The sequence below is a fragment of the Curtobacterium sp. Csp1 genome (assembly GCF_013347185.1).
In genome coordinates this window covers 495,945-522,136 of sequence record NZ_CP054594.1, presented here as the reverse complement: position 1 = coordinate 522,136, position 26,192 = coordinate 495,945, and the positions used below count along the sequence as shown (strand labels likewise).

Sequence of the window (26,192 nt, the reverse complement as noted above, 5' to 3'; positions counted from 1 at the left end):
AACCGTTGCTGCACCGCGTGGACGGTTCGTGCAAGGATCGAGCCGGCGTCGACCTGGTCCGCTGCGGTGAGTGAGCCTGCGTCTCGCCGGAGTGCTTCACCCGTGGTGGTTCCTGGCAGGCTCGGGCCCCGGTCCCAGGAGGACTGATGTCGAACACCGCAACCGAACCGCAGGCAGCACCGGCCCGTGTCGCCACGAAGCGCACGATCCTGATGTGCAAGCCGACGCACTACACGGTCAGCTACCGGATCAACCCGTGGATGCACCCGGAGGAGCCGACCGACACGTCGAAGGCCGTCGAGCAGTGGCAGTCCCTCGTCGACGTCTACGAGCAGCTCGGCTTCGACATCTCGTACATCGAGCCGATCGAGGGCCTGCCGGACATGGTCTACGCGGCGAACGGCGGCTTCGTGCTCGACGGCGTCGCGTACGGCGCGAAGTTCCAGTACCCCGAGCGCCAGCCCGAGGGCCCCGCGTACATGGACTGGTTCCGCGACGCCGGCCTGCGCGTCGCCGAGCCCGTCGAGACGAACGAGGGCGAGGGGGACTTCCTGCTCATCGACGACGTCATCCTCGCCGGCACGGGCTTCCGGTCGGACAGCAGCTCGCACGAGGAGATCGCGAAGGTCTACGGCCGACAGGTCATCACGCTGAAGCTCGTGAACCCGAACTTCTACCACCTGGACACCGCGATCGCGATCCTCGACCCGGTGCCGGACGCCTCCGGCCGCTCGAACATCGCGTACCTGGAGAGCGCGTTCGACGAGCCCTCGCTGGCGATCCTGCGCGAGCGGTTCCCCGACGCGATCATCGCGACCGAGGAGGACGCCGCGATCCTCGGGCTGAACTCGTACTCCGACGGCTACAACGTCGTGATCGCCTCGCGCGCCACGACCTTCGCCGAGCAGCTCCGCGAGAAGGGCTACAACCCGATCGGCGTCGACCTGTCCGAGCTCCTGCTCGGCGGCGGCGGCGTGAAGTGCTGCACGCTCGACCTGCACCCCGTCGGCACCGACACCTCCGTCGCGCGGTCCTGATGCACACCGCGACGGGGACCAAAACCTCGGCCGCGCTCGCCGTCGAGGACCGCTCCCTCGCCCACAACTACAGCCCGCTCCCGGTCGTCATCGCGTCCGGCGACGGTGCGTGGGTGACGGACGTCGACGGCAAGCGCTACCTGGACGGGCTCGCCGCGTACTCCGCGGTGAACTTCGGCCACGGCAACCCGCGGCTGCTCGACGCCGCCCGGGCCCAGCTCGACCGGGTGACCCTGACGAGCCGTGCCTTCGTGAACGACCGGCTCGGCCCGTTCGCGTCGGCGCTCGCCGAACTGACCGGTACCGAGCTCGTGCTCCCGATGAACACCGGGGCCGAGGCGGTCGAGTCGGCGATCAAGGTCTCGCGCGCCTGGGGCTACCGCGTCAAGGGCGTCCCGGCCGGACAGGCCACGATCGTCGTCGCGTCCGGGAACTTCCACGGCCGCACCACCACGATCGTGTCGTTCTCGGACGACCCCGACGCCCGCAACGACTTCGGCCCGTACACGCCGGGCTTCCGCACGGTGCCGTACGGCGACGCGGCCGCCCTCCGCGCGGCGATGGACGAGACCGTCGTCGCCGTGCTGCTCGAGCCGATCCAGGGCGAGGGCGGGGTCGTCATCCCGCCGGAGTCCTACCTGCCCGAGGTGCGGACGATCTGCGACGAGTCCGGCGCCCTGTTGGTCGCCGACGAGATCCAGTCGGGTCTCGGGCGCACCGGCCACACCCTCGCCGTCGAGCGCGTCGGGGTCCGGCCGGACCTGGTCACCCTCGGCAAGGCGCTCGGCGGCGGCATCGTCCCGGTGTCCGCGGTCGTCGGCTCCCGGGACGTCCTGGGCGTCCTCCGTCCGGGCGAGCACGGCTCGACGTTCGGCGGCAACCCCCTCGCGGCCGCCGTCGGCACCGAGGTCGTGGCGATGCTCGGCGAGGGCACGTTCCAGGAGCGGGCGCTCGCCGGCGAACCGCTGCTGCGCGGTCTGCTCGACGACCTCGTCGGTCGCGGGGTCGTGGCGCACCGCGTGGCCGGGCTCTGGGCGGGGATCGACATCGACCCCGCGCTCGGCACCGGCAAGGAGATCGCGCACGACCTGGCCGACCGCGGTGTGCTCGTGAAGGACACCCACGGGTCGACCATCCGCTTCGCGCCGCCGCTCGTCGTCACCGACGACGAGGTCCGGCTCGCGATCGGGACCCTCGGCGAGGTGCTGGCCGCGCGCTGACGCGACGCGACCACCCGACGGACGGGAGGCGCGAGGCGGATCCGCCACGTGCCTCCCATCCGTCGTTCCGGCCGAGACCGGCGCGTCAGCGCACCCGCCAGCGCTCCACCAGCTGGTCCATCAGGCCGTCGAGCCGCTCGTCCGTCACCTGTCGCGACGGGTCCGCGTCGAACCACGCGACGATCTCGCGCGCACCCTGCCGGATCGACGTGGTCTGCGCGAACTCCGGCACCAGCGTCTGCACCTTCGTGTTGTCGAACACCGAGGTGTTCGCCTTGTCGCCGAGCAGGCTCGCACCCCAGTCCGCGTCGAGCGCGTCGATCGCATCGGACGGCACGTGCACGATCTCCAGGTCCTCGACCCCGGCAGCGGCCGCGAGCTCGTGCGCGATCCGGTCCCAGGTCGGTGCCTCGTCGCCCGTGATGTGGAACGCCTCGCCGATCGCCTCGGCGCGGTCGAGCAGCCCGACGAACCCGACGGCGAAGTCCCGCGCGTGCGTGATCGTCCACAGCGAGCTGCCGTCGCCGCACACCACGACCGGCTTGCCCGCACGCATCCGCCCGAGGACCGTCCACCCGCCCGAGAACGGCACGAGGGTCTCGTCGTAGGTGTGCGACGGGCGGATGATCGTCATCGGGAAGTCGTCCTCGCGGTACGCCTCGACGAGCAGGTCCTCGCACGCGATCTTGTCCCGCGAGTACTGCCAGAATGGGTTCTTCAGCGGCGTCGACTCGGTGATCGGCAGGTGCGTGGCAGGCGTCTGGTACGCCGAGGCCGACGAGATGAAGACGTACTGCCGCGTCCGCCCGGTGAAGACCTCGACGTCGCGCTGCACCTGGTCCGGCGTGAACGCCACGAAGTCGACGACGACGTCCCACCGTCGGTCGCCGATCGCGCCTTCCAGCGCGGTGCGGTCCGACACGTCGGCCTGGAGGCGCGTCACGGCCTCCGGGATCGGCCGCTTGTCCGTCTCGCCCCGGTTGAGCACGGTCACGTCGAACCCCTGCTCGACGGCTTCACGCACACAGGCGGCGCTGATGATGCCGCTGCCGCCGATGAACAGCACGCTCGGTCCCGACATGGATGCTCCTTCGCTCCCGGCGGTGCCGCTGTGCACCGCGCTCCTGCGATCCTGCCCCTCAGTCGCCGCGTACCGTCACGGGTCGGGGCGCACCGAAGCGCTCCACGACAGGAGTGACACGCACATGGAGTACCGCTACCTCGGCGACTCGGGCCTCAAGGTGTCCGAGATCACGTACGGCAACTGGCTGACCCACGCCTCCCAGGTCGAGAACGACGCGGCGATCGCCTGCGTCCGGGCCGCCCTGGACGTCGGCATCTCGACCTTCGACACCGCGGACGTCTACGCGAACACCGGTGCCGAGACCGTCCTCGGCGAAGCCCTGAAGGGGGAGCGCCGGCAGTCCCTGGAGATCGCCACGAAGGTCTTCGGTCCGACGGGTCCGAAGGGCCACAACGACACCGGGCTGAGCCGGAAGCACATCCTCGAGTCGATCGACGGCTCCCTCGAGCGGCTGCAGACCGACTACGTCGACCTGTACCAGGCGCACCGGTACGACCACGAGACCCCGCTCGAGGAGACCATGCAGGCCTTCGCGGACGTCGTCCGGCAGGGCAAGGTCCTGTACGTCGGCGTCTCGGAGTGGACCGCCGAGCAGCTGCGCGCCGGGCACGCCCTCGCGAAGGACCTCGGGTTCCAGCTCATCTCGAACCAGCCGCAGTACTCGGCGCTCTGGCGGGTGATCGAGGGCGAGGTCGTCCCGACGTCCGAGGAGCTCGGCATCTCGCAGATCGTCTGGTCCCCGATCGCCCAGGGCGTCCTGACGGGCAAGTACCAGCCCGGGCAGCCGCTGCCGGAGGGCTCGCGCGCCACGGACGACAAGGGCGGCGCGAAGATGATCGAGCGCTTCATGAACGACGAGGTCCTGACCGCGGTGCAGGAGCTCAAGCCGATCGCGGACGAGCTCAGCCTGTCGATGGCGCAGCTCGCGGTCGCCTGGGTGCTGCAGAACCAGAACGTCGCGTCGGCCATCATCGGCGCCTCGCGGCCGGAGCAGGTGCACGACAACGCGGGCGCTGCCGGGGTCACGATCCCCGCGGAGCTGATGTCCCGGATCGACGACGCCCTCGGTTCGGTCGTCGAACGCGACCCGGCGAAGACGAACGACAGCAGCCCGAAGACCCGCGAACCCTAGGCCAGCGGCGGGTCTCCGGCGCTCAGCACGACCGGAAGCATGCGACACCGCGGAATTGCGCGGCGCGGCGTGCTTCCGGTTGTGCGGCGGCACGCCGAGCTGCGAGGCCGAGCCTCGAGCACGCCCCCGGGAACGCAAAAGAGCCCCTCACTTGCGTGAGGGGCTCTTCACCGTGGCTGGACACGGCATCGATCCGTGGACCTTTCGATTTTCAGTCGAACGCTCTACCAACTGAGCTATCCAGCCGTGGCGACCCTGACGGGACTTGAACCCGCGACCTCCGCCGTGACAGGGCGGCACGCTAACCAACTGCGCTACAGGGCCATGTGTACTTGTGGGTACTTCTCGGTGTTGCTCGGTTGCTTGCTCACTCACGTGGAGTGACCCCAACGGGATTCGAACCCGTGCTGCCGCCGTGAAAGGGCGGTGTCCTAGGCCACTAAACGATAGGGCCGCAAGCTGCGCCGTGCGCTACCGATGGACAAGCATACGGATGCCCCGGGCGATGCACAAATCGAGTGCCCCGGAACGTGCATCCCCGGCGTGTCGCGCTGTGGAGACGGGTCCGACCAACGGGGGAGTGCGAGCATCGTCGACGGCCAGGCGCCCTCGCACGGGGGTGTCCCTGCTGCGACCCCTGTTGTTACTGTTGCGTCTGTTGACAGTGTTACGTGCGTGAGCCATGCCGCGCTGTTACGAAATCGAGACTCATGACGACTGCACCTCTGTTCTCCCGCCTGCCCCGCCGCCGCGTCCTCGCCGCCGCGGTCGCCGTCGCGCTCGCAGCCGGCGCGCTCGGTGCCCTGGTGCCCGCGACCTCGGCGTCCGCGACGAGCTACCCCAGCTGGGACGACGTCCAGGCCGCGAAGGCCTCGCAGGCCGCCCAGCAGGCGAAGGTCACCGAGATCAAGGGGCTCCTCGCCGACCTCACCACCAAAGCGTCCGCCGCCCAGAAGGCGGCCGAGGCCGCCGGTACCGCCTACCAGACGGCGCAGACGAAGTTCGACGAGGCGACGCTCACCCACCAGACGCTGCAGTCCCAGGCGGACGAGGCCGAGCGCACCGCGAAGCAGTCCGAGGCGCAGGCCGGGCAGCTCGCCGCCCAGCTCGGTCGGGCGAGCGGCGACGACGTGACGACGGACATCTTCACGCACCCGTCCTCGTCGAGCGACCTGCTCTACGAGCTCGGCGCGATGTCGAAGCTCACCGAGCAGGCCGACGGCATCTACGCCCAGGCGACTCAGGACCGCGGCGTCGCCCAGGGTCTGGCGGACAAGGCGCAGTCGGCGAAGCAGGCCCTCGGCGCCCTGGCCGAGGCGGCGCAGGCGAAGGCGAAGCAGGCGCAGCAGGCCTCGGACGACGCACAGACCGCGGTCGACGCCCAGAACGACAACAAGACGCGGCTCGAGGCGCAGCTGACGCTCCTGACGACGAACGAGCAGAACGTCGAGGCGGACTACCAGAAGGGCGTCGCGGCCGAGAAGGCCCGGCTCGCGGCGATCGCGGCCGAGCAGGCCCGACAGGCGGCAGCCGCGCAGGCCGCGGCGAACCAGGGCGGTGGCTCGGGCAACGGGTCCGGCGGCTCCGGTGGCGGTGCCCCGACGTCGTCCGGCTGGGTCCGTCCCGCCGGCGGTTACCAGACCAGCCCGTTCGGCTGGCGCGTCGACCCGTACACGCACGCCCACGCCCTGCACGCCGGGGTCGACCTGGCGCCCGGCTGCTACTCGCCGATCTACGCCGCACACGACGGCACGGTGACGTTCGCGGCCAACGGCGGCGGCTACGGCAACGAGGTCGTGCTCGACAACGGCGGTGGGATCTCCACCGCGTACGGGCACATCGTCGACGGCGGCATCCTGGTGTCCGTCGGGCAGCACGTCTCCGCCGGCCAGCAGATCGCGAAGATCGGCTCCACCGGTTGGTCGACCGGGTGCCACCTGCACTTCGAGACCCGGGTGAACGGCTCCGCCGTCGACCCGGTCCCCTTCATGGCCGCGCGGGGGATCTCGGTATGAACGAGCGCGCCGTCGAGAGGCACTGACCATGAAGTCCGCCACCCGCACCGGCTGCACCGCGATGGTCGCAGCTCTCGGCATCGGTCTGTCGATCGTCGTGGTCGGTCCCGCGCACGCGGCGCCCTCCACGCCGAGCTGGGACGACGTCCGAGCGGCGAAGGCGGACGCGGCCGACGCGCAGCAGACCGTCGACGAGCTGTCGAGTCGGCTGCAGTCGCTGCAGGACACGGCGGACGCGGCACAGGTGGTCGAGATGCAGGCCGGGCAGGCGTACGCCGTGGCAGCGTCCGAGCAGCAGCAGGCGAAGGACACCCTCGACGACCTGACGGCGCAGTCGAAGCGCGCGGCGCAGCGGGCGAAGGAGTCCGCCGGGCAGGTCGCCGGGCTGATGGTCGAGCTGTCGCGCACGGGTGGCGGCAACATCTCGACCTCGATGCTCGTCGACTCGTCGGACTCGAAGGACCTGCTCTACCGCGTCGGCACCATGTCGCAGCTGTCCGAGCGCTCGGCGACGGCGCTGGCGCAGGCCCAGGCGGACCAGAACACGGTCGACGCCCTCGCCGCGCAGCAGTCCTCGGCGACGACCGCGCTCGCGAAGGCGACGGTTGCGTCCGAGCGGGCCCTCGACGCGGCGAACTCCGCCGCGAGCTCCGCCCAGACGCGCGTGCAGCAGGAGCAGTCGAAGCAGGCCGAGGTGCTCGCACAGCTCGCGTTCCTGAAGGGCACGAGCGTCGACGTCGAGACGGCGTACTGGAACGCGCAGCAGGCGCAGCGCTCCGAGATGCAGCTCGCGGCGGAGACCACCGGTGGCCGGTCGAGCGGTTCGAACACGTCGAACAGCCCGTCGTCGAACACCCCGTCCGGCGGCACGAGCCCCAGCGCGAACCAGCCCAGCGCGAACCAGCCGAGCAGCAACCAGCCCAGCTCGAACCAGCCGAGCAGCAACCAGCCCAGCTCGAACCGGCCCAGCTCGAACCAGCCCAGCAGCAACCAGCCGAGCACGAGCCAGCCGAGCAACCCGGCGCCCGCCCCGGCACCGGCACCCAAGCCCGCTCCCGCGCCGAAGCCCGCCCCGGCTCCCGCTCCCGCGCCGACCCCGGTGCAGAGCAGCCCGTCCAAGGCCGCCGGCGCCATCGCCTACGCCCGCGCACAGATCGGCGACGCCTACGTCTTCGGCGGTGCCGGCCCGAACGTCTGGGACTGCTCCGGTCTCGTGATGATGGCCTACGGCTCCCAGGGCGTCGCGACCGGCGGCCACAACGTCGTCTGGCAGTACAACCACTTCCAGTCGATCGGCCGGCTCGTCCCGCTGTCGCAGCGGCAGCCCGGCGACATCCTGTTCTACTCGAGCAACGGTTCGGTGAGCGGCGCCTACCACGACTCGATCTACACCGGCGGCGGGATGATGGTCGAGGCGGCGAATCCGCAGCGCGGCGTGCTCGAGCGGGCGATCTGGACCCCGAGCCAGCTCCTGCCGTACGTCGCCCGCCCGACCGGCTCGCTCTGACCCCGAGCGCAGATCCCGGCGACCCCGCGACGAACGACGACGCCCGCCCTCCTGATCGGAGGGCGGGCGTCGTCGTCGGTGTCAGGCGGTCAGTGACCGGCGGGCACGTACGCGGCCTGGCCGGCCTGCACGATCGCCTCGGCCTCGGCGGCGTCGCCCCAGCCCTCGGCCTTGACCCACTTGTTCGGCTCGAGGTCCTTGTAGCGCTCGAAGAAGTGCGCGATCTCGGCCTTGGTCTGCTCCGGGACGTCCGCGATGTCCTGGACGTGGGCCCAGCGCGGGTCCTTCGCCGGGACGACCAGCACCTTCGCGTCGTTGCCGGCCTCGTCGCTCATCTTGAAGACGCCGACGGGGCGGACCTTGACGCCGACACCCGGGAAGGTCGGGTACTCGAGCAGGAGGAGCGCGTCCACCGGGTCGCCGTCGTCGGCCAGGGTCTTCTCGAAGAAGCCGTAGTCGGTCGGGTAGACGAACGACGTGAAGAGCACGCGGTCGAGGTACACGCGACCGGTCTCGTGGTCGACCTCGTACTTGTTGCGGCTGCCCTTGGGGATCTCGACGACGACGTCGTACGCGGCCATGTCTGCACTCCTGGTTTGTCGATCGGGCTGTCGGTGGTTCCGAAAGCGCGGCTAACGTTACCGGGTGAACGCTCCGCGCCCCCGGCTCGACCCCGCCGTCGCCGAGACCCGTCGCGCCGTCCGCGGGCTGCTCGCGCAGGCCCGACAGGACGGGATCGTGCGCGACGGTGACCTCGTGACCGTCGCGCTGAGCGGCGGTGCGGACTCCCTCGCCCTCGCGGCCGCGACCGCGTTCGAGGCGCCGAAGCAGGCCCTGCGGGCCGGCGCCGTGGTGGTCGACCACGCGCTCCAGGCGGGCAGCGAGGCGGTGGCGACCCGTGCCTCCCGGCAGGCGTCGTCGCTGGGACTCGAGCCGGTGACCGTCCGTCGGGTCGCGGTCGGGTCCGACGGTGGTCCGGAAGCGGCCGCACGGGAGGCGCGCCACGCGGCCGTCGCGCTCGTCGCGACCGCCACCGGGTCGCCCCTGGTGCTGTTCGGGCACACGCTCGACGACCAGGCCGAGACCGTGCTGCTCGGCCTGCTGCGCGGCAGCGGGCCGGACGCCCTGTCCGGCATGGCCCCGCTGGTGCGGCGGGCGGAGGGACCGGCCTACGGCCGGCCGCTCCTCGCGGTGCGTCGGCACACCACCCGCCAGGCCTGCGTCGCCGCCGGACTGGCCCCGTGGGACGACCCGCAGAACGACGACCCCGCGTTCACCCGGGTGCGGGTGCGGAACACGCTCCTGCCGGCCCTCGAGCGGGAGCTCGGCGCGGGGGTGCCCGAGGCGCTCGCCCGAACGGCCGACCAGCTCCGCGAGGACGCGGCAGCGCTCGACCACTTCGCCGAGGAGCTCGCGGAGGACCTCGCCGAGCACGCCGAGGCGGGCATCTCGCTGTCGGTGTCGGGGCTCCTCGCGAACCCGCCCGCGCTCCGGCAGCGACTCGTCCGGCTGGCGGTCGAGGGGGAGTTCGGCGTCACGCTGTCGCGCACCCAGACGCTCGAGGTCTGCCGGCTCGTCACCGACTGGCGTGGACAGGGACCGATCGACCTGCCCGGGGTGCAGGCCGCTCGGGAGGGCGACCGGCTGGCGTTCAGCGCCGCGCCGTGACGGTTACCCTGGACCGGTGGAACTCTCCGACGTCCAGGCAGACCTGTCCGAAGTGCTCTTCACCCCCGAGCAGATCGACGCGAAGCTCGCCGACCTCGCCGCGGCGGTCGACCGTGACTACGCGGGCAAGGACCCGCTGCTCGTCGGCGTGCTGAAGGGCGCCGTCATGGTGATGGCCGACTTCTCGCGGCACCTCAAGATGCAGGCGCGCATGGACTGGATGGCGGTGTCGTCGTACGGCTCCGGCACGAAGTCGTCCGGTGTGGTGCGGATCCTCAAGGACCTCGACACCGACCTGCACGGCCGCGACGTCATCATCGTCGAGGACATCATCGACTCCGGCCTGACGCTCTCGTGGCTCAAGCAGAACCTGGAGTCCCGCGGGGCCGCGAGCGTCGAGATCGTCGCACTGCTGCGCAAGCCCGAAGCCGCCAAGGTCGAGGTCGACGTGAAGTACGCCGGCTTCGAGATCCCGGACGCCTTCGTGGTCGGGTACGGCCTGGACTTCGACGAGCGCTACCGCAACCTGCGCGGCATCGGCGTGCTCGCGCCGCACGTCTACTCCTGACGGTCCGGTCGGCCCGCTCGGCCGACTCGTCGAGCGTGTGGAGTTCGCCCGCAGAGGACACCCATCCCCGCCACAGAGTCGCGGCCGTATGCTGACGACCACGCAACTCCGGCAGAGAAAGGTGTCGGGCCTCCGTGCCCGGATCACATGGACTTCAAGCGCATCCTCCGCGGGCCGTACATCTACGTGCTGATCGCGATCGTGGGGATCTGGATCGGCTGGGCCGTGATCAGCCAGTCCGGCACCCAGCAGATCGACACCCAGAAGGGTCTCGAGCAGCTCTCGGACGGCAAGGTCTCCTCCGTGGTGGTGAACTCCACCGAGCAGCGCGTGGACCTCACCCTCAAGGACGGCAACGCGAAGGAGCAGTTCTACTACTCCACGCCGCGCGGCGAAGAGGTCATCCAGGCCGTCAACGACGCGAACCTCCCCAAGGGGTACAACGACACCGTGCAGCAGGGGAACTGGTTCCTCTCGCTCCTCGGCATCATCCTTCCCTTCCTCATCATCGGTGCCCTGTTCTGGTTCCTGCTCTCGAGCGCCCAGGGCGGCGGCTCGAAGGTCATGCAGTTCGGCAAGTCCCGCGCGAAGATGAACAACAAGGAGAACCCGCAGGTCTCCTTCGCGGACGTCGCCGGCTCGGACGAAGCGATCGAGGAGCTCCACGAGATCAAGGAGTTCCTGCAGGAGCCGGCCAAGTTCCAGGCCGTGGGCGCGAAGATCCCGAAGGGCGTGCTGCTGTACGGCCCTCCCGGGACCGGCAAGACCCTGCTCGCCCGCGCCGTCGCCGGTGAAGCGGGCGTGCCGTTCTACTCGATCTCCGGTTCGGACTTCGTCGAGATGTTCGTCGGTGTCGGTGCGAGCCGCGTCCGTGACCTGTTCGACCAGGCGAAGCAGAACGCCCCGGCGATCGTCTTCATCGACGAGATCGACGCCGTCGGTCGCCACCGCGGCGCCGGGATCGGTGGCGGCAACGACGAGCGCGAGCAGACGCTCAACCAGCTGCTCGTCGAGATGGACGGCTTCGACGGCAAGACGAACGTCATCCTGATCGCCGCGACGAACCGTCCCGACGTGCTCGACCCCGCGCTCCTGCGCCCCGGCCGCTTCGACCGCCAGATCGGCGTCGACGCCCCCTCGCTCGCTGGTCGCAAGCAGATCCTCGAGGTGCACGCGAAGGGCAAGCCGCTCGCCGCGAGCGTCGACCTGGAGCTCCTCGCCCGCAAGACGCCCGGGTTCACCGGCGCCGACCTGGCGAACGTCCTCAACGAGGCCGCGCTCCTGACCGCCCGCTCGAACGCGCAGCTCATCGACAACCGCGCCCTGGACGAGGCCGTCGACCGCGTGATGGCCGGCCCGCAGCGCCGCACCCGGATCATGTCCGACCAGGAGAAGCTCATCACCGCCTACCACGAGGGCGGCCACGCCCTGGCGGCTGCGGCGATGCGGCACACCGACCCGGTCACGAAGATCACGATCCTGCCGCGCGGCCGCGCCCTCGGCTACACGATGGTGCTCCCGCTCGAGGACAAGTACTCCGTGACGCGCAACGAGCTGCTCGACCAGCTGACGTACGCGATGGGTGGCCGCGTGGCCGAGGAGATCGTCTTCCACGACCCGACGACCGGCGCCTCGAACGACATCGAGAAGGCCACGTCGACCGCGCGCAAGATGGTCACCGAGTACGGCATGAGCCGTGCGGTCGGGTCTGTCAAGCTCGGCTCCGGGTCGAGCGAGCCGTTCGTCGGTCGCGACATGGGCGGCAACGGCGGTCGCGACTACTCGGAGAACATCGCCGAGACCGTCGACGCCGAGACCCGCGCCCTGCTCGAGGCCGCGCACGACGAGGCCTACCAGGTGCTCAACGCGAACCGCGACATCCTCGACCGCCTGGCCGGCGAGCTCCTCGACAAGGAGACGCTGGACGCGCCGGAGCTCGTCGAGATCTTCAAGGACGTCCGCAAGCTGCCCGAGCGCCCGCAGTGGCTCTCGAGCGACAAGCGGCCGGTCTCGAACCTGCCGGCGATCGAGTTCCCGGGCAAGGCCGCCTCGACCGCGGCGGAGCAGGGCGACACCGAGTCGCCGTCGAAGCCCCGCCGTCGGCCGTTCGGCAACCCCGGTATCGCCCCCGCCTAGGCCGGCATGACCGACCTGCCGACGAGGCGCGCGCGCCGGCTCGCCGAGGCGAGCTCGGCGCGCGACGTCGAGCTCGCCGCCCGCGCCGCAGCCGCCGAGCCCCCGACGGTCGCGATCGACCTCCGGGCGCCGGCACCGGTGCCCGAGATCGTCACCGCGTCGACCCGCGCCGACCGGACCGCGGCCGGACGGACCGTCGCCGACGGCACGCGCGTGATGGGCATCCTCAACGTCACGCCCGACTCGTTCAGCGACGGCGGGCTGCACCAGGCGTACGACGCGGCCGTGGCGCACGCCCGGCGGCTCGTCGCGGACGGCGCCGACCTGGTCGACGTCGGCGGGGAGTCGACCCGACCGGGCGCCGAACGGGTCCCCGTGGACGTCGAGCAGCAGCGCGTGCTGCCCGTCGTCCGCCAGCTCGTGTCCGAGGGCATCGCGGTGAGCGTCGACACGATGAACGCCGCGACCGCCGAGCGCGCGGTCGAGGCCGGCGCCGTGATCGTCAACGACGTCTCGGGCGGGCTCGCCGACGACGACATGGTGCGGGTCGTCCGGGACACCGGCGTCGGCTTCGTCGTGATGCACTGGCGCGGCCACAGCGACCGCATGTACCGGAACGCCGAGTACGCGCACGCCGTCGACGAGGTCCGCCGCGAGGTCGAGCTGCGCGTCGCCGAGCTCATCGTGCTCGGGGTCCGGCAGGAGCAGGTCGTGATCGACCCCGGCCTCGGCTTCGCCAAGCAGGGCGTCCAGAACTGGGAGATCCTGGCCGGCTACGAACGCTTCGCCTCGATCGGGTTGCCGGTGCTCGTCGCCGCCTCCCGCAAGCGGTTCCTCGACGGGGTCGGCAGCGCTGCCGGCGCCCCGCCGCGGGACCGCGACCTCGCCACCGCCGCGATCAGCCTCCTCGCCGCCGAACGCGGCGCCTGGGGGGTCCGCGTGCACGACCCGGCACCGACGCGTGCCGTGCTCGACGTCTGGGATGCCTGGAGGGCAGCACGTACATGAGGGACACCATCCGACTGACCGGGGTCCGCGCCCGGGGCCACCACGGCGTCTTCGACCACGAGCGCCAGGACGGCCAGGACTTCGTCGTCGACGTCGCGGTCGAGGTCGACGCGAGCACGGCCTCCGGCAGCGACGACCTCGCCGACACCGTGCACTACGGTGTGCTCGCCGAGCAGGTCGTCGCCGAGATCGAACGCGACCCGGTGGACCTCATCGAGACGGTCGCCGAGCGCATCGCCGCCGCGGTCCTGACGCACCGCGCGGCCCTGGCGACCGAGGTCACCGTGCACAAGCCGCAGGCGCCGATCACGGTGCCGTTCAGCGACGTGTCGATCACGATCCGGCGGACCCGCGGCGGTGCCGTCCCGTCCGAGGAAGAAGAGTGAGCCGGGCGGTCATCGCCCTCGGCGCGAACCTCGGCGACCGCGGGAGCACCCTGCGCGCCGCCGCCCGGGCCATCGCCGACCTGCCCGGCGTCCGCCCGGTCGCGTCGAGCCGCGAGGTCGAGTCGGTCGCGCTGACCCTGGACGGCCTCGACACGACGAAGCCGCGGTACCGGAACGGCGTCGTCGTGGTCGACACGGACCTCGGCCCGCAGGAACTCCTCGACGCGCTGCACGGGATCGAGGACGAGCACGGCCGCACCCGCGAGGTGCGCTGGGGCGACCGGACGCTCGACCTCGACGTCGTGGCGATCGACGACCTCGTGCTCGACACGACCACCCTGACGGTGCCGCACCCGCGCGCCGGGGAACGGGCGTTCGTGCTCGCGCCGTGGCTCGACGCCGACCCGGACGCCGTGCTGCCGGGTGTCGGACCGGTGGCCGACCTGCTCGCAGCGGTCGGCGACGACACCGAGCGCGTCGACGAGCCGCGCCTGTTCGACGAGCCGACCCGCGCCTCCCGTCCGACCCGCGCCTCCCGGTCGGAGCCGCTCGCACCGGAGCCGACCGCGTGAAGCCGACCCGCGCCTCCACCCTCGTCAGCGTCGCGCTCGTGGCGGCCGTCGCCGGGTTCGCGCTCGACGCGGTCCTGGCCTCGCGCCAGGCGCCGACGCTGTTCCTGTCCACCCCGCTCGGTGCGACCCTCGCCCTGATCGGCGTCGCCGTCGTGCTGATGGCCCGCCCGGTGCGGCGGCACGCACGCGACGGGGCGTCCCGGCAGCGCGCCGTCGACCCGCTCTACGCGACGCGCGTCGTGGTCCTCGCGAAGGCGTCGAGCATCGCGGGCGCGCTGTTCGGCGGCTTCGGTGCGGGGCTCCTGGTGTACGTCCTGACCCGTTCCGCGCTGCCGCCGCTAGGCTCGGTCCTGCCGAACGCCGTGGCGGTCGGGGGCGGTGCCGTGCTCGTGGTGTGCGCGATCGTCGCCGAGCGCATGTGCATCGCGCCACCCCCGGGTGACGACGACGACGACCTGCCGAGGGGCGGCACGACGGCGAACTGACCGACGACCGCAGGAGGCCGTGATGCCGCTGGAACGACTCGACGAGCCGGGCCTCGGCCTGACCGGGACCACGTGGACGCGGGTGTCGCCGAAGCTCGTCTGGACCGAGCTCGTCAGCACGGTGCTCGTCGGGCTCGTGCTCACCGCCGGCTGCGTGCTGTTCGCGGTGCTGAACGACGGCTTCGGCCAGACCGCCGGCACCGTGTGGAGCCTCATCGCGATCGTCGTGGCCGTGGTCGCCCTCGTGACGGCGGTCCTCACGCCGCGCCGGGTCCGCGCGATCGGGTACGCCCTGCGCGACGACGACCTGGTGCTCCGCCGCGGCCTGATGTGGCAGCGCTTCACCGCGGTGCCGTACGGCCGGATGCAGCTCGTCGACGTGAACCGCGGACCGCTCGACCGCGTGCTCGGCCTGAGCGAGCTGAAGTTCGTGACGGCGGCAGCCTCGACGAACGTCCGCATCCCGGGCATCCCCGCAGCCGACGCCGACGCGCTGCGCGACCGGCTCGTCGAGCTCGCCGAGACCCGCCGCGCCGGGCTGTAGGGGGCACCGTGACCTTCCGACCCGGACCGCCGCCACCGGCACCGCCCACGAAGGGCGACGCCGCCGCCGCAGCGCCCCTGACCGACGGCGAGTGGCACCGCCTGCACCCGCTGACACCGCTCCTCAAGGGCGGCATCGTGCTCATCGTCGTGCTCGGGTACGTGCTGAACAACCTCCGCGACCAGCTGCTCGAGTTCGTCATCCCCGGCGCAGGTCCCCAGGACGACGGCGACCCGGTCCGCTACGTGTGGGAGCACGGCGCCGTCGGGTGGGTGCTGCTCGGGATCGTGGTGCTGCTGATCGTGCTGATCGGGCTCTTCTACCTGTCGTGGCGGATGCACGAGTTCCGTGTCACGGGCGAGATCGTCGAGGTGCGGTCGGGCGTCCTGTTCCGCACGAACCGCCGGGCCCGGCTCGACCGGATCCAGGGCATCAACATCTCGCGGCCGATCATCCCGCGGATCGTCGGCACGGCGAAGCTCGAGATCGCCCAGGCCGGCAACGACGCGAACGTGCAGCTCGCGTACCTCGGGGCCCGGGCCGCGGACGACCTGCGCTCCCGCATCCTCGTGCTCGCCTCCGGCGCGAAGGACGACGACCCTGCGGTGGAGCGCACGTCGTACGGCCCGCTGCAGGACCGCGTCGAGGAGCTGTTCTCGCCCGAGCTCGACCCGGGCGCCGTGCACGCAACCCGCGTCGTGAAGGTGCACCCCGGTCGGCTGATCGCCTCGATGCTGCTGTCCGGCACGACGGTGTTCATCCTGCTGGCGGTCGCCGCGATGATCGTCAGCGTCGCGCTCACCGGCGAGTACGGGATCCTGTTCGGCCTGTTCCCCGCCGTCATCGGTGCGGGCGGGTACTACGTCCGGAAGTTCTCCCGGTCGCTGCAGTACACGATCGCGGACACCCGAGACGGCATCCGGATCGGCTTCGGGCTCGTCTCCACGTCGAACGAGACGCTCCCGCCGGGACGCATCCACGCCGTCAGCGTGGCGCAGCCCCTGCTGTGGCGGCCGTTCGGGTGGTGGGACGTGCGCATCAACCGGGCGACGAACGCCGGGAACGGTGCGTCGAACAACCAGCAGGCATCGTCGATCGTGCTGCCGGTGGGCCGGGCCGAGGACGTCCGTCAGGTCCTCGACATCATCCTGCCCGGGCTCGTCGGCACGGCAGTGGCCGGACCGTCGGCGTCCCGCGCGGCACTCCGCGAGGGCGCGTCCGAGGCCGTGGACGTCGTCGACGAGAGCCTCACGACGACCGGCGACCGCGGCGGCTTCGTGCACTCGCCCCGACGGGGCGCGTGGCTCCGCCCGCTGTCCTTCCGCCGCAACGGCTACCGGTTCGTGCCGGGCGCGGTGCTGCTCCGGCTCGGTGCGGTGTGGCGGTCGCTCGTGATCGTGCCGCTGCCCCGCGTGCAGAGCGTCAAGGTCGAGCAGGGGCCCCTCGAGCGCTGGCTGCGGCTCGCCTCGGCACACGTGCACACCGTGCACGGGCCGGTCTCGGCGCGCGTCGGCGCGCTCGACGCGCGCGACGCGCAGCGCCTGTGGTCGGAGACCGCGCACCGCGCGGTCGAGGCGGCCGCGGCGGACACCTCACACCGCTGGCGCGAACGGGAGGCACGGCGCGGCCCCGCCACGTCGGGCACCAGCGCGACCACCCCGTCCGGCGACGCGTTCCCGGGGAGCCGCACCGCGCCTCCCGGCTGGGGCGACGTCCCGACACCGGGAGCCGCACGGTGAGGGCGGGGCGACTCGGGGTCGGCGTCGTCGGTGCGGGGAAGGTGGGACCGGTCCTCGGCGCAGCGCTCGCGAACGCGGAGCACGCGGTGGTCGGGGTGACGGCCGTGTCGGACGCGGGACGCGACCGGGCCGAGGCGATGCTCCCGGGTGCCCCGGTCCTGGCGACCCCGGACCTGGTCGAGCGGAGCGAGCTCGTCCTGCTCGCGGTGCCCGACGACCAGCTGGCGGAGCTCGTGCGGGGGCTCGCCGACGCGGGGATCTGGCAGCCCGGGCAGCTCGTCGTGCACACCAGCCCGGACCACGGCGTCGGTGTGCTCGCACCGGCGCTCGCGGCCGGCGCGATCCCCCTCGCGATCCACCCGGCGATGGCGTTCACGGGCACGAGCGTCGACCTGACGCGCCTCCGCGACGCGTACTGCGCCGTCACCGCGCCGGCGCCCGTGCTCCCGATCGCGCAGGCCCTGGTCGTCGAGATGGGGGCGGAGCCCTTCGTCGTCGCGGAGCAGGACCGACCCGCGTACGCCGACGCCGTGCGTGCGGCGGTGTCGTTCTCGACCGCGATCGTCGACCAGTCCGCCGGCACGCTGTCCGGGGTCGGCGTCGAGCGGCCGGGCCGGGTACTCGGTGCGTTGGTGCGGTCCGCGGTCGACAACGCGCTCGCGGCGGCCGACGGACAGGCCGCGCTGTAGCGGACCCGACCGTCGACCCCCGAAGAGGGGCACGGACCGGGGGTCGTGCTCTCCCTGTGCATCCTGCTAGCGTCGAGACCGGCTCACCTCCGTCTCACCAGCGGAAGCGGGTCGGGACCCGTCCTCACCAGGCGGATCCGCACGGCTCGCTCTCACCAGGCGGGTCCTCACCCAGAGATCAGATGGAGTTTCCCCCATGACGCGGCACACCCTTGCCGCGACCTCCGCAGGGGTCGCCTCGGCGACCGCTCTCGGAGTCGCGCTCACCCTCCTCATCCCCACCGCGGCGCAGGCAGCGCCCGTGGTCTCCCAGGCGAACGGCCGGCTCGTGTCGACCACGCTGCTCACCACCGGCACCCTCGACTCGATCGCGTCGCTCCGCGGTGCATCGGCCGTCAACGCGGACGGTTCGGCGGACGTCGTCGCGAACACCCCGCTCGACGCCACGGCCCTGCAGTCCGTGGGGCTGCAGAGCGGTGGCGTGAACCTGTTCGGCAACAACGGCATCATCCAGCTCGGCGCGGTCGGGCAGTACGCGGTGGCGAACGCGGACGGGTCGTCGTCGGCGTTCTCCGGCGCGGTGAGCCAGGCGCCCAGCCTGCTCGGTGCCGGTGTGACGGTCACGCCGTCCACGCTCGGCGCTCCGGCGGCGAACAGCAACGCGCAGATCCGGGTCGGCTCGGCCACGGCGCCGGTCAGCCTCGACGCCCGCATCGGCGCGCTGGCCGCGTCGGCCACGCAGGACGTCAGCGGCAACCAGAGCGGGCAGTACAACCTGTCGACGCTGGACCTGACGGTCGGCGGGACGGTGCTCTCGCCGACGCTCGCGTCCCTGCGGACCGCCCTCGCGCCGCTGTTCGTCCTGGGCGGGACGAACCCGATCAACGCGGACGGCACGGTGCAGGTCACGCTGGCCGACATCCTCGCCGCGGCGGGGGTGAGCGACCTCAACCAGCTGCCGGCCGGGACCAACCTGCTGCAGTACGTGCCGGCCGCGGTCGTCGCCAAGGTGACGAGCACCGTCAACGCACTCCCCGGCATCGGGAACCTGTCGTTGGTCCCCGGCCTCCTCGCCACGCTCACGAACACCGTGCAGCCGGCACTCGGCACCGCGATCGACGCCCTGGCGCAGCTCAACGTCAACGTCAAGACGAACGGCGCCGACGGTGCCTTCACCGAGACGGCACTCCGCGTCGGCTTGCTGAACGCCGGAGCGCTCACCACGGTCGACATCGCCTCGGCGACCGTCGGTCCGAACGCCGGTCGCGCCGCCGTCCCGATCGTGAACCCCGCCTCGGCCGGGATTGCGGGCGGTGTCGGTCTGCTCGTCGCCGCGGCGTTCGCCCTCACGGTGGTCCGTCGTCGTCAGGCCCTCGCGGTCGCACGCTGATGTACACCGGCAGCGGCAGCGGGATCGTCGGCCCCGCGGTGCTGACCGGCGGCGCGGTCGTCGCCGGGTCGCAGACCACCTTCGGCCCGTTCCTCCTGCTGGCGGTGGGCATCGCGATCGTGGCCTTCATCGGCATCCGGACGCTCTACCGACGACGCCAGCAGCGTTCGGGCCCGCTCGGGTAGCGCGCCGGGACCACCGCCGCACCGCTCGGGTGCGACACCGTGTCGGGACGGTGCCGCACCCCTCGGGGGAACCGTCGCACGACAGCGTGCCCTGCGGTCCCCACCGGTGGTCGCCCTCCCTCGGGCGGCCACCGGCCCTCGCCGACGGGCCCCTGACCCGTCCGGCACCTGCGGTCGACCCCTCACCACGGTCGGCCCCTCCCGTGGCACCGCGTCGACAGCACGACGCGGTGCCACGGGCCTCGAACCCCCTGGAGCCGTCCACCGTGACCGCAACCGAGTCCGCGCAGATCCTCGCCTTCGTCCTGCTCGTGGTCTTCCTGGCCTACGTCCTCGCCATCCTCGTGCCGTTCCTCCGGCGCCGCCCGGACCGCGAGGGCGACGCCGACGCGTTCACCTGGCACGCGTTCGTGCCCTGCCGCGACGAAGAGGTCGTGATCGGCGGGACCATCGAACGGATGCGCTCCCGGTTCCCGGCGATGCACGTCTGGGTCATCGACGACGACAGCGACGACCGGTCCGCGGCGATCATCGCCGAGCGGGCGGCGGTCGACCCGCACGTGCACCTCGTGCAGCGCCGCCGTCCGGCCGCGCGCACCGGCAAGGGCGACGCGCTGAACGCCGCATACGCCCAGCTCGACGCGTGGCTGCCGGCCGGGACGGACCGTTCTGCGGTCGTCGTCGTGGTCGTCGACGCGGACGGGATCCTCGCCGAGAACGCCCTCCGGCAGGCCGCCGGCCGCCACGCGTTCGGCAACCCCGCGACCGGCGCGTGCCAGGCAGCGGTGTGGATGTCGAACCGCGACGACCGCGACCCCGCCGGCGCGGCCCCCGGGCGGCTCGGCCGCTGGTGGTCCCGGTACCTGATCCGCATGCAGGACATCGAGTTCCGCACGACCATCGCCGCGATGCAGTGCCTGCGCGGCCGGACGCTCTCCGTCGGGCTCGGCGGCAACGGGCAGTTCACCCGGCTCAGCGCCCTCGACGCCATCGCCCAGGGGGAGCGGACGCCGTGGCACGGATCGCTGCTCGAGGACTACGAGCTCGGCGTGCACGTGATGCTCGCCGGGTTCCGGAACGTGTACCTGCACGACACCCACGTCGAACAAGAGGCCCTCCCCGGCACCCGGCGCCTGCTCACGCAGCGCACGCGGTGGTGCCAGGGCGGCATGCAGTGCGCGCGGTACCTCCTGCGGATCTTCACCTCGCCGCACGTGACCAACGCCGGGGCGCTCGAGGCGAGCTACTTCCTGGTCCAGCCGTACCTGCAGATGGCCGGTGTCCTGCTCTGGCCGACCGTGTTCGTCGCGATGGTCGCGCAGGGATCGGTCTCCGAGGGCTCCTTCTGGGCCTGGTTCGCCGAGGCCTGGTGGCTCCTGCCGCTCGTCGTCATCACCGGCATCGCGCCGTTCGCGCTGTGGCCGCTCATCTACCGCCGGCACATCGGGGAGCGGACGGGGATCGGTACCACCCTCGGGTGGGCGCTCGGCTACTGGATCTACATGTACCAGAGCTACGTCTGCGTGCCGCGGGCCTTCACCCGCATCCTGACCTCCCGCAACGGCTGGGCGAAGACCCGTCGCAACGCGGAGACCGACCACCTGTTCGTCGCCAAGGAGGCCTGACGTGTCGCACGCCGTGACCGCCCCCGTCGTCTCGTCCGCGGGCCCCCGCCGCGCCGTCGGACTGCTGCTCCTCGCGCTCGCCGCGGCGCTCCTCGTCGTCCAGCCGACCTTCCGCGCGGTCGAGGCCGAGGTCACGGCCTGGGTGGTCGGACAGTTCACGGACGGACGGTCGAACGCGGCCGTCGACGTCATCTACTTCGGCATCGGTACGCAGGACGTGCACGGCATCCAGATCACGCCGATGTGCTCGACCGTGGTGCTGCTCGTGCCGCTGCTGGCGCTCGGCGGCGTGCTCATGCTGCTCGGCTCGGTTCCGTTCCGCCGAGCGGCCCTCGCGCTCCTCGGGGCGCTGGCGATCGCCGTGGCCTGCAACGTCATCCGGTACGTCGGGTCGTCGGTGGCGCTGCAGCGCTGGGGCACGGCGGGCTTCGACGTCGTGCACGAGTACGTCGGGTCGCTGTTCGTGATCTTCGGGTTCGCCGGGGCGGTGCTGCTGCAGATCGTCGTGTCGGTCCGGGGTCGGCGCCGGGGGACCGCGCCGGACCGGACGCGCGGGCCCCGGGTCCGTCGTGCTGACGGCCGGGCACGTCGTGCCGACGGTGGGCCCCGTCGCGCGGGCACGGAACACGCGGCGGGCGCGGGCGCCGGCGTCGGGGTGCGTCGCGCCGGGCGGCGGCGGGCCTGATGCGCCGGGTGCTCGGAGCGTCGACGGTCCGCACCTTCGGTCGTGCCGTCGGGGCGGTCACCGCCGTCCTGGTCGTCGCCGCCACCGCGGGGTGCGGGGTGCTCGACCGTCAGCCGCCGGCCGCCTCGACCCCGGCGCCTGTCGGCACCTGCTTCGACCTCCGCTACCTCGCCGAGGTCACCGCGGTCAGCCTGGGCGCCCCTGCGGTCGACTGCGACGACGAGCACACGCTGCAGGTGTCCGCGACCACCGAGCTGACCGGGTCCCCGGCCGACCAGCGGGAGCGTCCGACGCAGCAGGTCCTGCAGCGGCTGACGAGCCGGCTGTGCGGGTACGAGCAGGCGCGGGCGTTCGTCGGGGCCGCGGAACGCGACGGGGTCGTCCCGCTCGCCACCTGGGCGTACTGGCCGACCGCTGCCGAGTGGGCGGACGGCGACCGCGCGGTCACGTGCGCCGTCGGCCTCGTCGGCACCGGTGGCGGACCGCGCACCGTGACCCGCTCGCTCGAGGGCGTGCTCCCCACCCGCTCGTCCGCCGACGTGCGGCAGTGCTACCGGCAGCAGGCTCGGCCGGACGGCACGTGGGAGCCGACCGGGACGGCCGTGCCCTGCTCGGCACCGCACAGCAGCCAGGACGTGAACGCCTGGCTCGACGTCACGACCGGGGACCCGACGCAGCAGGACGTCGAGCGGATGTGCTCCCCCTTCGTCGGGGACTACCCGACCACGTTCGTCACCGGCGTGGCCGTGCAGCAGACCAACGGGACCCACTCACTGCACTGCGCCGTCGGAGGAGACAGTCGTGCCGGACTCACCACGGGAGCGTTCCTCCCGACCAGCCGTGGTTGACACGGCCCCCGCCCCGGTCGCCACCCCGTCGGCGCCGGCGACCCGCGGTTCCCGGCGGGCCGCGAGCGCCTGGCTGCTGCTCGTCTGGCGGTGGATCGCCCCGGGTGGGCCGGCCGAGGACCCGCGGGGCCGGTGGGCCACGGCCGTCGCCGCGGGGTGCCTCGCCGTCGCGGTGCTGCTCCTGCACCTGTTCGTCCCGACCGTCGTCGGGATGGGGGACCAGGGGGACGGCCAGCGGCTGATGTGCGCGTTCGGGGTCGCGAACACCGCCCCGTACGACTACGCCGCGAGCACGCAGTACGTCTTCACGCAGTGGGTGCCGCACCGCTGGGCGGGCGAGGCGTGCGGTGCAGGCGGGTCCGGCGAACCCTACGTGTCGTCCCAGATGCTGCTCGTGTGGCCGGCCGTCGTGCTGACGCCGCTGTTCGGCTGGGGCGCCGGCATCGACACCCGCGCAGTCGGCATCGTCTGCGTGCTCGTGTTCGGGGTGCTCGTCGCGCTCTTCGTGGCGTTCCTGCCCGGACGTGCGCTCTTCCGGCTGATCGCCGCGGCCCTCGTCGTCGCGGTCGTCGGCGACGGCGTCTTCGCGCGGTTCTTCGTGTCCCCGTACTCCGAGGCCGCGTGCTTCCTCGGGGTCCTGGCCATGGTCGTCTGCCTGCTGGCGATGTGGCGGCGGGGCGACCCGACGTGGCTGGGCATGCTGCTCTTCTCGCTCGCGACGGTGTTCACGATCACCGCGAAGACCCAGATGGTCGCCCTCCTGCCCGCCGCGGCCCTCGCGCTGTTCTGGCGTCCGCTGCGGGCGCGCCGGGAGCGGGGCGTCCCGGTCGCGCAGGCGCGCCGCCGGCGGGGCGGCCCGGACCCGCGCGCCGGGCGCCCGCGTCCCCGCGTCCGCGTCGTCCCCCGTCTCCTCGGGGCCTCGCTCGTGGTCGCCCTCGCCGGGGTCGCCGTCGGGTACGCGGCGATCCAGCCGCGGCACTTCACACTGCTCAACACCTACAACGCGGTCTTCGTCGAGATGCTCCCGCACAGCCCGGACCCCGAGGGCGACCTCCGCTGGTTCGGCCTGCCCGCCGACTGGGCGTCGAGCAGCGGCACGACGGTGGCGTCGGAGAACGCGGCCGTCCACCGGCCGGACTTCCCGCGGTTCACCGACGAGGTCTCCCAGGGCCGGATCGCCCTGTTCTACGCGACGCACCCGGCGCGACTGGTCGGGATGGCCGACCGCGGGCTCGAGGCGATGACGCAGCCGGTGCTCGGTTACGTCGGTGCGTACCCACCGGACGTCGGTGCCGAGCCGTGGCAGCAGGAGCACCGCTTCCCCGTCGTCGTGGTCGTGTCGGCGCTCCTCGGGACCGTGCCGTCGGCGATCGTCCTGCTGCAGATCGTCGCCCTCGCGCTCGGCCTCGGCCTCGCGTTCCGGCGGCGGCAGCTCGGCGACCGTGCCGCGGCCTTCGGGGCGACGGTCGTCGTCACCGCGGTCGCGACCTGGGCGCAGTTCTGGGCCGTGATGCTCTCGGAGGGGGCGTCGGAGATCTACAAGCACCTGCTGGTCACCGACCTGCTGAACATGCTCCTGCTCGTCAGCATCCCGCTGTCCGCCGCGCTCCTCGCCCGGCGGATCGCCACCCCGCGCAGTGGGTCCGCCCGCGGCGCACGGCGTCGGACCGGCCCGGTCCGGCGCACCACCCACCAGGAGCCCCGGCACGTCTCGTCGCTCCGACCGACCGGACCGGGAGGTCACCGGTGAACCCGCACGTCATGGTCGTCTTCGGGACGCGTCCGGAGGCCATCAAGGTCGCTCCCGTCGTGCGACGACTCCGCTCCGACCGCTCGATCGACACGACGGTCGTCGACACCGGCCAGCACGCCGGACTCCTCGAGCCCGTGTACGCGACCTTCGACTTCGACCCGGACGAGCGGCTCGACGTCGCGGTGCCCGGGCAGGACCTCACCGCCCTCGCCACCCGGACGATGACGGCGGTCGGCGCGGTCATCGCCCGACGTCGCCCGGACCTGGTGCTCGTGCACGGGGACACCTCGGCCGCCGCGGTGACGGCGCTCGCCGCCCACTACGCACACGTCGAGGTCGCACACCTCGAGGCCGGGCTGCGGTCGGCGGACCTGTGGTCGCCCTGGCCGGAGGAGGCGAACCGCCGGGTCATCGGGCAACTCGCCTCGGTCCACTTCGCCCCGACGCAGCGTGCCGCCGACCGTCTGCTCGCCGAGGGCGCCGACCACGCGGCCGTGCACGTGACGGGCAACACCGTGATCGACGCGCTCCTGCACACCCTCGACGCGACGCCTCCGGCGCTCCCGGCGCCCGTGCAGGCCGCGCTCGACGCCGGACGCCGTCTGGTGCTCGTCACGGGTCACCGCCGTGAGTCGTGGGAGAGCGGACTCACCGACACGGCCGCGGGCATCGCCGACACCGTCCGCGACCGCGACGACGTGTTCGTCTGGGCGCCGCTGCACCCGAACCCGATCGTCCGCGCGGCGATCGAGCCCGCGTTCGCCGGTCTCGACCACGTCCTCGTCGACGCACCCCTGGACTACCCGACGTTCTGCCGGGCGATGCAGGTCGCGCACTGCATCGTGACGGACTCCGGCGGCGTGCAGGAGGAGGCACCCACGCTCGGCACCCCCGTCCTCGTGACGCGGGACACCACCGAGCGGCCCGAGGCACTGGAGGCCGGCGCCTCCCGGCTGATCGGCACCGACCGCGCGGTCGTCCGGGCCGAACTGGCCGCGCTCCTCGACGACGACGACCGGTACCGGGCCATGGGCCGCGCGGTGAACCCCTACGGCGACGGACGCGCCGCGGAACGGGTGCACGAGGTGGTGCGCGCCGTGCTCGGGGACCGCGCCGTATGACCCGCCCCGGCGGCCCGGGCGGACCGGGACGTGGTCGGCGGCTCGCGACGACGGCTGCGCTCCTGGTCGCCGGCGTGCTCGTCGTGGTCGGCGTCGTCGGGATCGTCCAACAGGGGGAGCGTCCGCCGGCGACCCCGTCGCTCCCCGACCTCCGGGGCAACCGTGTCGACGCTGCCCCCGGGCTCGCACCGTCCCCGGCCGCCGTGCGCCGGATGGCCGTCCGGGCCGCGGACGGCGACGCGTTCCGGGTGCCGTCCGTGGGGCTCGACGTCCCACTGCGGTCCCTCGTCACGGTCGACCACGAGGTCCAGCCGCCGACCTTCACGGACGCGTTCTGGATCCGGGACCTCGGCACCGGCGTGCGGACCCCGGAGCGCGGCACGGTCTTCGTCGCGATGCACTCCCTGCGCGGCGGCGGGGTCGGTCCGGGCAACGCGCTGTACGACACGGCGTCGGGCACGTCCCGGGTGGGGGCCGGCGACGCCGTCGAGGTCGCGGGCGCCCGCTACGTCGTGACGGGGACCAGGACGGTGCCGAAGCCGTCGATCAGCGGCGACGCCACGGTGTGGGCGGACGTCCCGGGCCGGCTCGTGGTCATCACCTGCCTGGAACGACCGGACGGCGGCCCGTCCCGCGACAACTTCGTGGTCGAGGCGCGCCTGGCCCCCTGACGAGGGCGAACGCCCGCGCCTCGCCGTGCGGCCGCCCGCCGCCGTGCGGCCGCCCGCGCCGACGAGCGCCCGTCCGAGCGCGAAGCGCCGGGTACCATCGGAGCGTCCCCCACGACCCCATCGG

Annotated in this window: 25 protein-coding genes and 3 tRNA genes; 23 read left to right on the top strand and 5 right to left on the bottom strand. The window is 72.7% G+C overall.

Features of this window, described 5'->3' with window-relative positions; translation table 11 throughout:
- The first annotated feature begins 146 nt into the window (after positions 1-146).
- Together ddaH and rocD are read left to right on the top strand one after the other, a co-directional pair.
- On the top strand, positions 147-1,037 hold the full coding sequence (gene ddaH, locus HUN58_RS02555) for a dimethylargininase (protein WP_180225859.1): 891 nt from the start codon (positions 147-149) through the stop codon (positions 1,035-1,037).
- On the top strand, positions 1,037-2,257 hold the full coding sequence (gene rocD, locus HUN58_RS02550) for an ornithine--oxo-acid transaminase (protein WP_180225858.1): 1,221 nt from the start codon (positions 1,037-1,039) through the stop codon (positions 2,255-2,257). Before ddaH ends, rocD begins: the two co-directional genes overlap by 1 nt.
- An 85-nt stretch (positions 2,258-2,342) precedes the next feature.
- Here rocD and HUN58_RS02545 read toward each other — a convergent pair whose 3' ends face one another.
- Complete coding sequence (locus HUN58_RS02545; protein ID WP_144805151.1) at positions 2,343-3,338, bottom strand: SDR family oxidoreductase; 996 nt, start codon at positions 3,336-3,338, stop codon at positions 2,343-2,345.
- A gap of 124 nt (positions 3,339-3,462) precedes the next feature.
- Between HUN58_RS02545 and HUN58_RS02540 the strand changes: the two genes are divergently transcribed.
- The gene (locus HUN58_RS02540; protein ID WP_180225857.1) at positions 3,463-4,473 is read left to right on the top strand and encodes an aldo/keto reductase family protein; all 1,011 of its coding nucleotides are present in this window, start codon (positions 3,463-3,465) and stop codon (positions 4,471-4,473) included.
- A 173-nt stretch (positions 4,474-4,646) separates the two neighbouring features.
- Here the strand turns inward: HUN58_RS02540 and HUN58_RS02535 are convergent.
- The 3 genes from HUN58_RS02535 to HUN58_RS02525 all read right to left on the bottom strand — a co-directional run bounded on the left by HUN58_RS02535 (position 4,647) and on the right by HUN58_RS02525 (position 4,927).
- Positions 4,647-4,719: transfer RNA gene (locus HUN58_RS02535), tRNA-Phe, on the bottom strand.
- Position 4,720: 1 nt separating this feature from the next.
- Positions 4,721-4,797 (bottom strand) — tRNA-Asp (locus HUN58_RS02530).
- 57 nt (positions 4,798-4,854) lie between these two features.
- Positions 4,855-4,927, bottom strand: a tRNA-Glu gene (locus HUN58_RS02525).
- A gap of 256 nt (positions 4,928-5,183) precedes the next feature.
- Here HUN58_RS02525 and HUN58_RS02520 point away from each other — a divergent pair.
- Entirely contained in the window at positions 5,184-6,488 is a 1,305-nt protein-coding gene (locus tag HUN58_RS02520; RefSeq protein WP_114850628.1) for a M23 family metallopeptidase, read from the top strand.
- A 28-nt stretch (positions 6,489-6,516) separates the two neighbouring features.
- Positions 6,517-7,995 (top strand): NlpC/P60 family protein, encoded by a 1,479-nt coding sequence (locus tag HUN58_RS02515; protein WP_180225856.1) that lies wholly within the window; start codon positions 6,517-6,519, stop codon positions 7,993-7,995.
- 89 nt (positions 7,996-8,084) lie between these two features.
- Here the strand turns inward: HUN58_RS02515 and HUN58_RS02510 are convergent, their stop codons facing one another.
- Positions 8,085-8,576: an inorganic diphosphatase gene (locus HUN58_RS02510; RefSeq protein ID WP_058742464.1), complete on the bottom strand. Its 492-nt coding sequence runs from the start codon at positions 8,574-8,576 to the stop codon at positions 8,085-8,087.
- Positions 8,577-8,640: 64 nt separating this feature from the next.
- On the opposite strand from HUN58_RS02510, the gene tilS reads away from it, so the two are divergent.
- The 18 genes from tilS to HUN58_RS02420 all read left to right on the top strand — a co-directional run bounded on the left by tilS (position 8,641) and on the right by HUN58_RS02420 (position 26,068).
- Positions 8,641-9,663 (top strand): tRNA lysidine(34) synthetase TilS, encoded by a 1,023-nt coding sequence (gene tilS / locus HUN58_RS02505; RefSeq protein ID WP_114850630.1) that lies wholly within the window; start codon positions 8,641-8,643, stop codon positions 9,661-9,663.
- Positions 9,664-9,679: 16 nt separating this feature from the next.
- Positions 9,680-10,231 carry a hypoxanthine phosphoribosyltransferase gene (gene hpt, locus HUN58_RS02500; RefSeq protein WP_058742466.1) on the top strand — a complete coding sequence of 184 codons (552 nt, stop codon included), beginning with the start codon at positions 9,680-9,682 and terminating at the stop codon, positions 10,229-10,231.
- A gap of 147 nt (positions 10,232-10,378) precedes the next feature.
- On the top strand, positions 10,379-12,367 hold the full coding sequence (gene ftsH / locus HUN58_RS02495; RefSeq protein ID WP_058742467.1) for an ATP-dependent zinc metalloprotease FtsH: 1,989 nt from the start codon (positions 10,379-10,381) through the stop codon (positions 12,365-12,367).
- Positions 12,368-12,373: 6 nt separating this feature from the next.
- Positions 12,374-13,375, top strand: coding sequence for a dihydropteroate synthase (folP, locus tag HUN58_RS02490; protein ID WP_254631602.1), 1,002 nt, complete (start codon positions 12,374-12,376; stop codon positions 13,373-13,375).
- Positions 13,372-13,761, top strand: coding sequence for a dihydroneopterin aldolase (gene folB / locus HUN58_RS02485; RefSeq protein ID WP_141859758.1), 390 nt, complete (start codon positions 13,372-13,374; stop codon positions 13,759-13,761). The genes folP and folB overlap by 4 nt, the downstream gene beginning before the upstream one ends.
- On the top strand, positions 13,758-14,333 hold the full coding sequence (gene folK / locus HUN58_RS02480) for a 2-amino-4-hydroxy-6-hydroxymethyldihydropteridine diphosphokinase (RefSeq protein ID WP_141859759.1): 576 nt from the start codon (positions 13,758-13,760) through the stop codon (positions 14,331-14,333). Before folB ends, folK begins: the two co-directional genes overlap by 4 nt.
- Positions 14,330-14,818, top strand: a complete 489-nt coding sequence (locus tag HUN58_RS02475) for a DUF3180 domain-containing protein (RefSeq protein WP_144805168.1) — start codon at positions 14,330-14,332, stop codon at positions 14,816-14,818. The genes folK and HUN58_RS02475 overlap by 4 nt, the downstream gene beginning before the upstream one ends.
- Before the next feature lie 22 nt (positions 14,819-14,840).
- Positions 14,841-15,362, top strand: coding sequence for a PH domain-containing protein (locus tag HUN58_RS02470; RefSeq protein ID WP_058742270.1), 522 nt, complete (start codon positions 14,841-14,843; stop codon positions 15,360-15,362).
- 8 nt (positions 15,363-15,370) lie between these two features.
- On the top strand, positions 15,371-17,101 hold the full coding sequence (locus HUN58_RS02465; protein ID WP_180225855.1) for a PH domain-containing protein: 1,731 nt from the start codon (positions 15,371-15,373) through the stop codon (positions 17,099-17,101).
- Entirely contained in the window at positions 17,098-17,790 is a 693-nt protein-coding gene (locus HUN58_RS02460; RefSeq protein ID WP_254631601.1) for a Rossmann-like and DUF2520 domain-containing protein, read from the top strand. The genes HUN58_RS02465 and HUN58_RS02460 overlap by 4 nt, the downstream gene beginning before the upstream one ends.
- Before the next feature lie 196 nt (positions 17,791-17,986).
- Entirely contained in the window at positions 17,987-19,180 is a 1,194-nt protein-coding gene (locus HUN58_RS02455; protein ID WP_114850635.1) for a choice-of-anchor G family protein, read from the top strand.
- Positions 19,180-19,365 carry a hypothetical protein gene (locus HUN58_RS02450; protein WP_058742264.1) on the top strand — a complete coding sequence of 62 codons (186 nt, stop codon included), beginning with the start codon at positions 19,180-19,182 and terminating at the stop codon, positions 19,363-19,365. Before HUN58_RS02455 ends, HUN58_RS02450 begins: the two co-directional genes overlap by 1 nt.
- A 266-nt stretch (positions 19,366-19,631) precedes the next feature.
- Positions 19,632-20,990: a glycosyltransferase family 2 protein gene (locus HUN58_RS02445; RefSeq protein WP_180225854.1), complete on the top strand. Its 1,359-nt coding sequence runs from the start codon at positions 19,632-19,634 to the stop codon at positions 20,988-20,990.
- Position 20,991: 1 nt separating this feature from the next.
- Positions 20,992-21,675 carry an exosortase S gene (gene xrtS, locus HUN58_RS02440; RefSeq protein ID WP_180225853.1) on the top strand — a complete coding sequence of 228 codons (684 nt, stop codon included), beginning with the start codon at positions 20,992-20,994 and terminating at the stop codon, positions 21,673-21,675.
- Positions 21,675-22,523 (top strand): septum formation family protein, encoded by an 849-nt coding sequence (locus HUN58_RS02435; protein ID WP_180225852.1) that lies wholly within the window; start codon positions 21,675-21,677, stop codon positions 22,521-22,523. The genes xrtS and HUN58_RS02435 overlap by 1 nt, the downstream gene beginning before the upstream one ends.
- Positions 22,516-24,273, top strand: a complete 1,758-nt coding sequence (locus HUN58_RS02430; protein ID WP_180225851.1) for a hypothetical protein — start codon at positions 22,516-22,518, stop codon at positions 24,271-24,273. The genes HUN58_RS02435 and HUN58_RS02430 overlap by 8 nt, the downstream gene beginning before the upstream one ends.
- Complete coding sequence (gene wecB, locus HUN58_RS02425; RefSeq protein ID WP_254631600.1) at positions 24,270-25,397, top strand: non-hydrolyzing UDP-N-acetylglucosamine 2-epimerase; 1,128 nt, start codon at positions 24,270-24,272, stop codon at positions 25,395-25,397. Before HUN58_RS02430 ends, wecB begins: the two co-directional genes overlap by 4 nt.
- A complete protein-coding gene (locus HUN58_RS02420) occupies positions 25,394-26,068 on the top strand; it encodes a class F sortase (RefSeq protein WP_180225850.1) in 675 nt (224 codons plus the stop codon). The genes wecB and HUN58_RS02420 overlap by 4 nt, the downstream gene beginning before the upstream one ends.
- Positions 26,069-26,192: the final 124 nt, after the last annotated feature.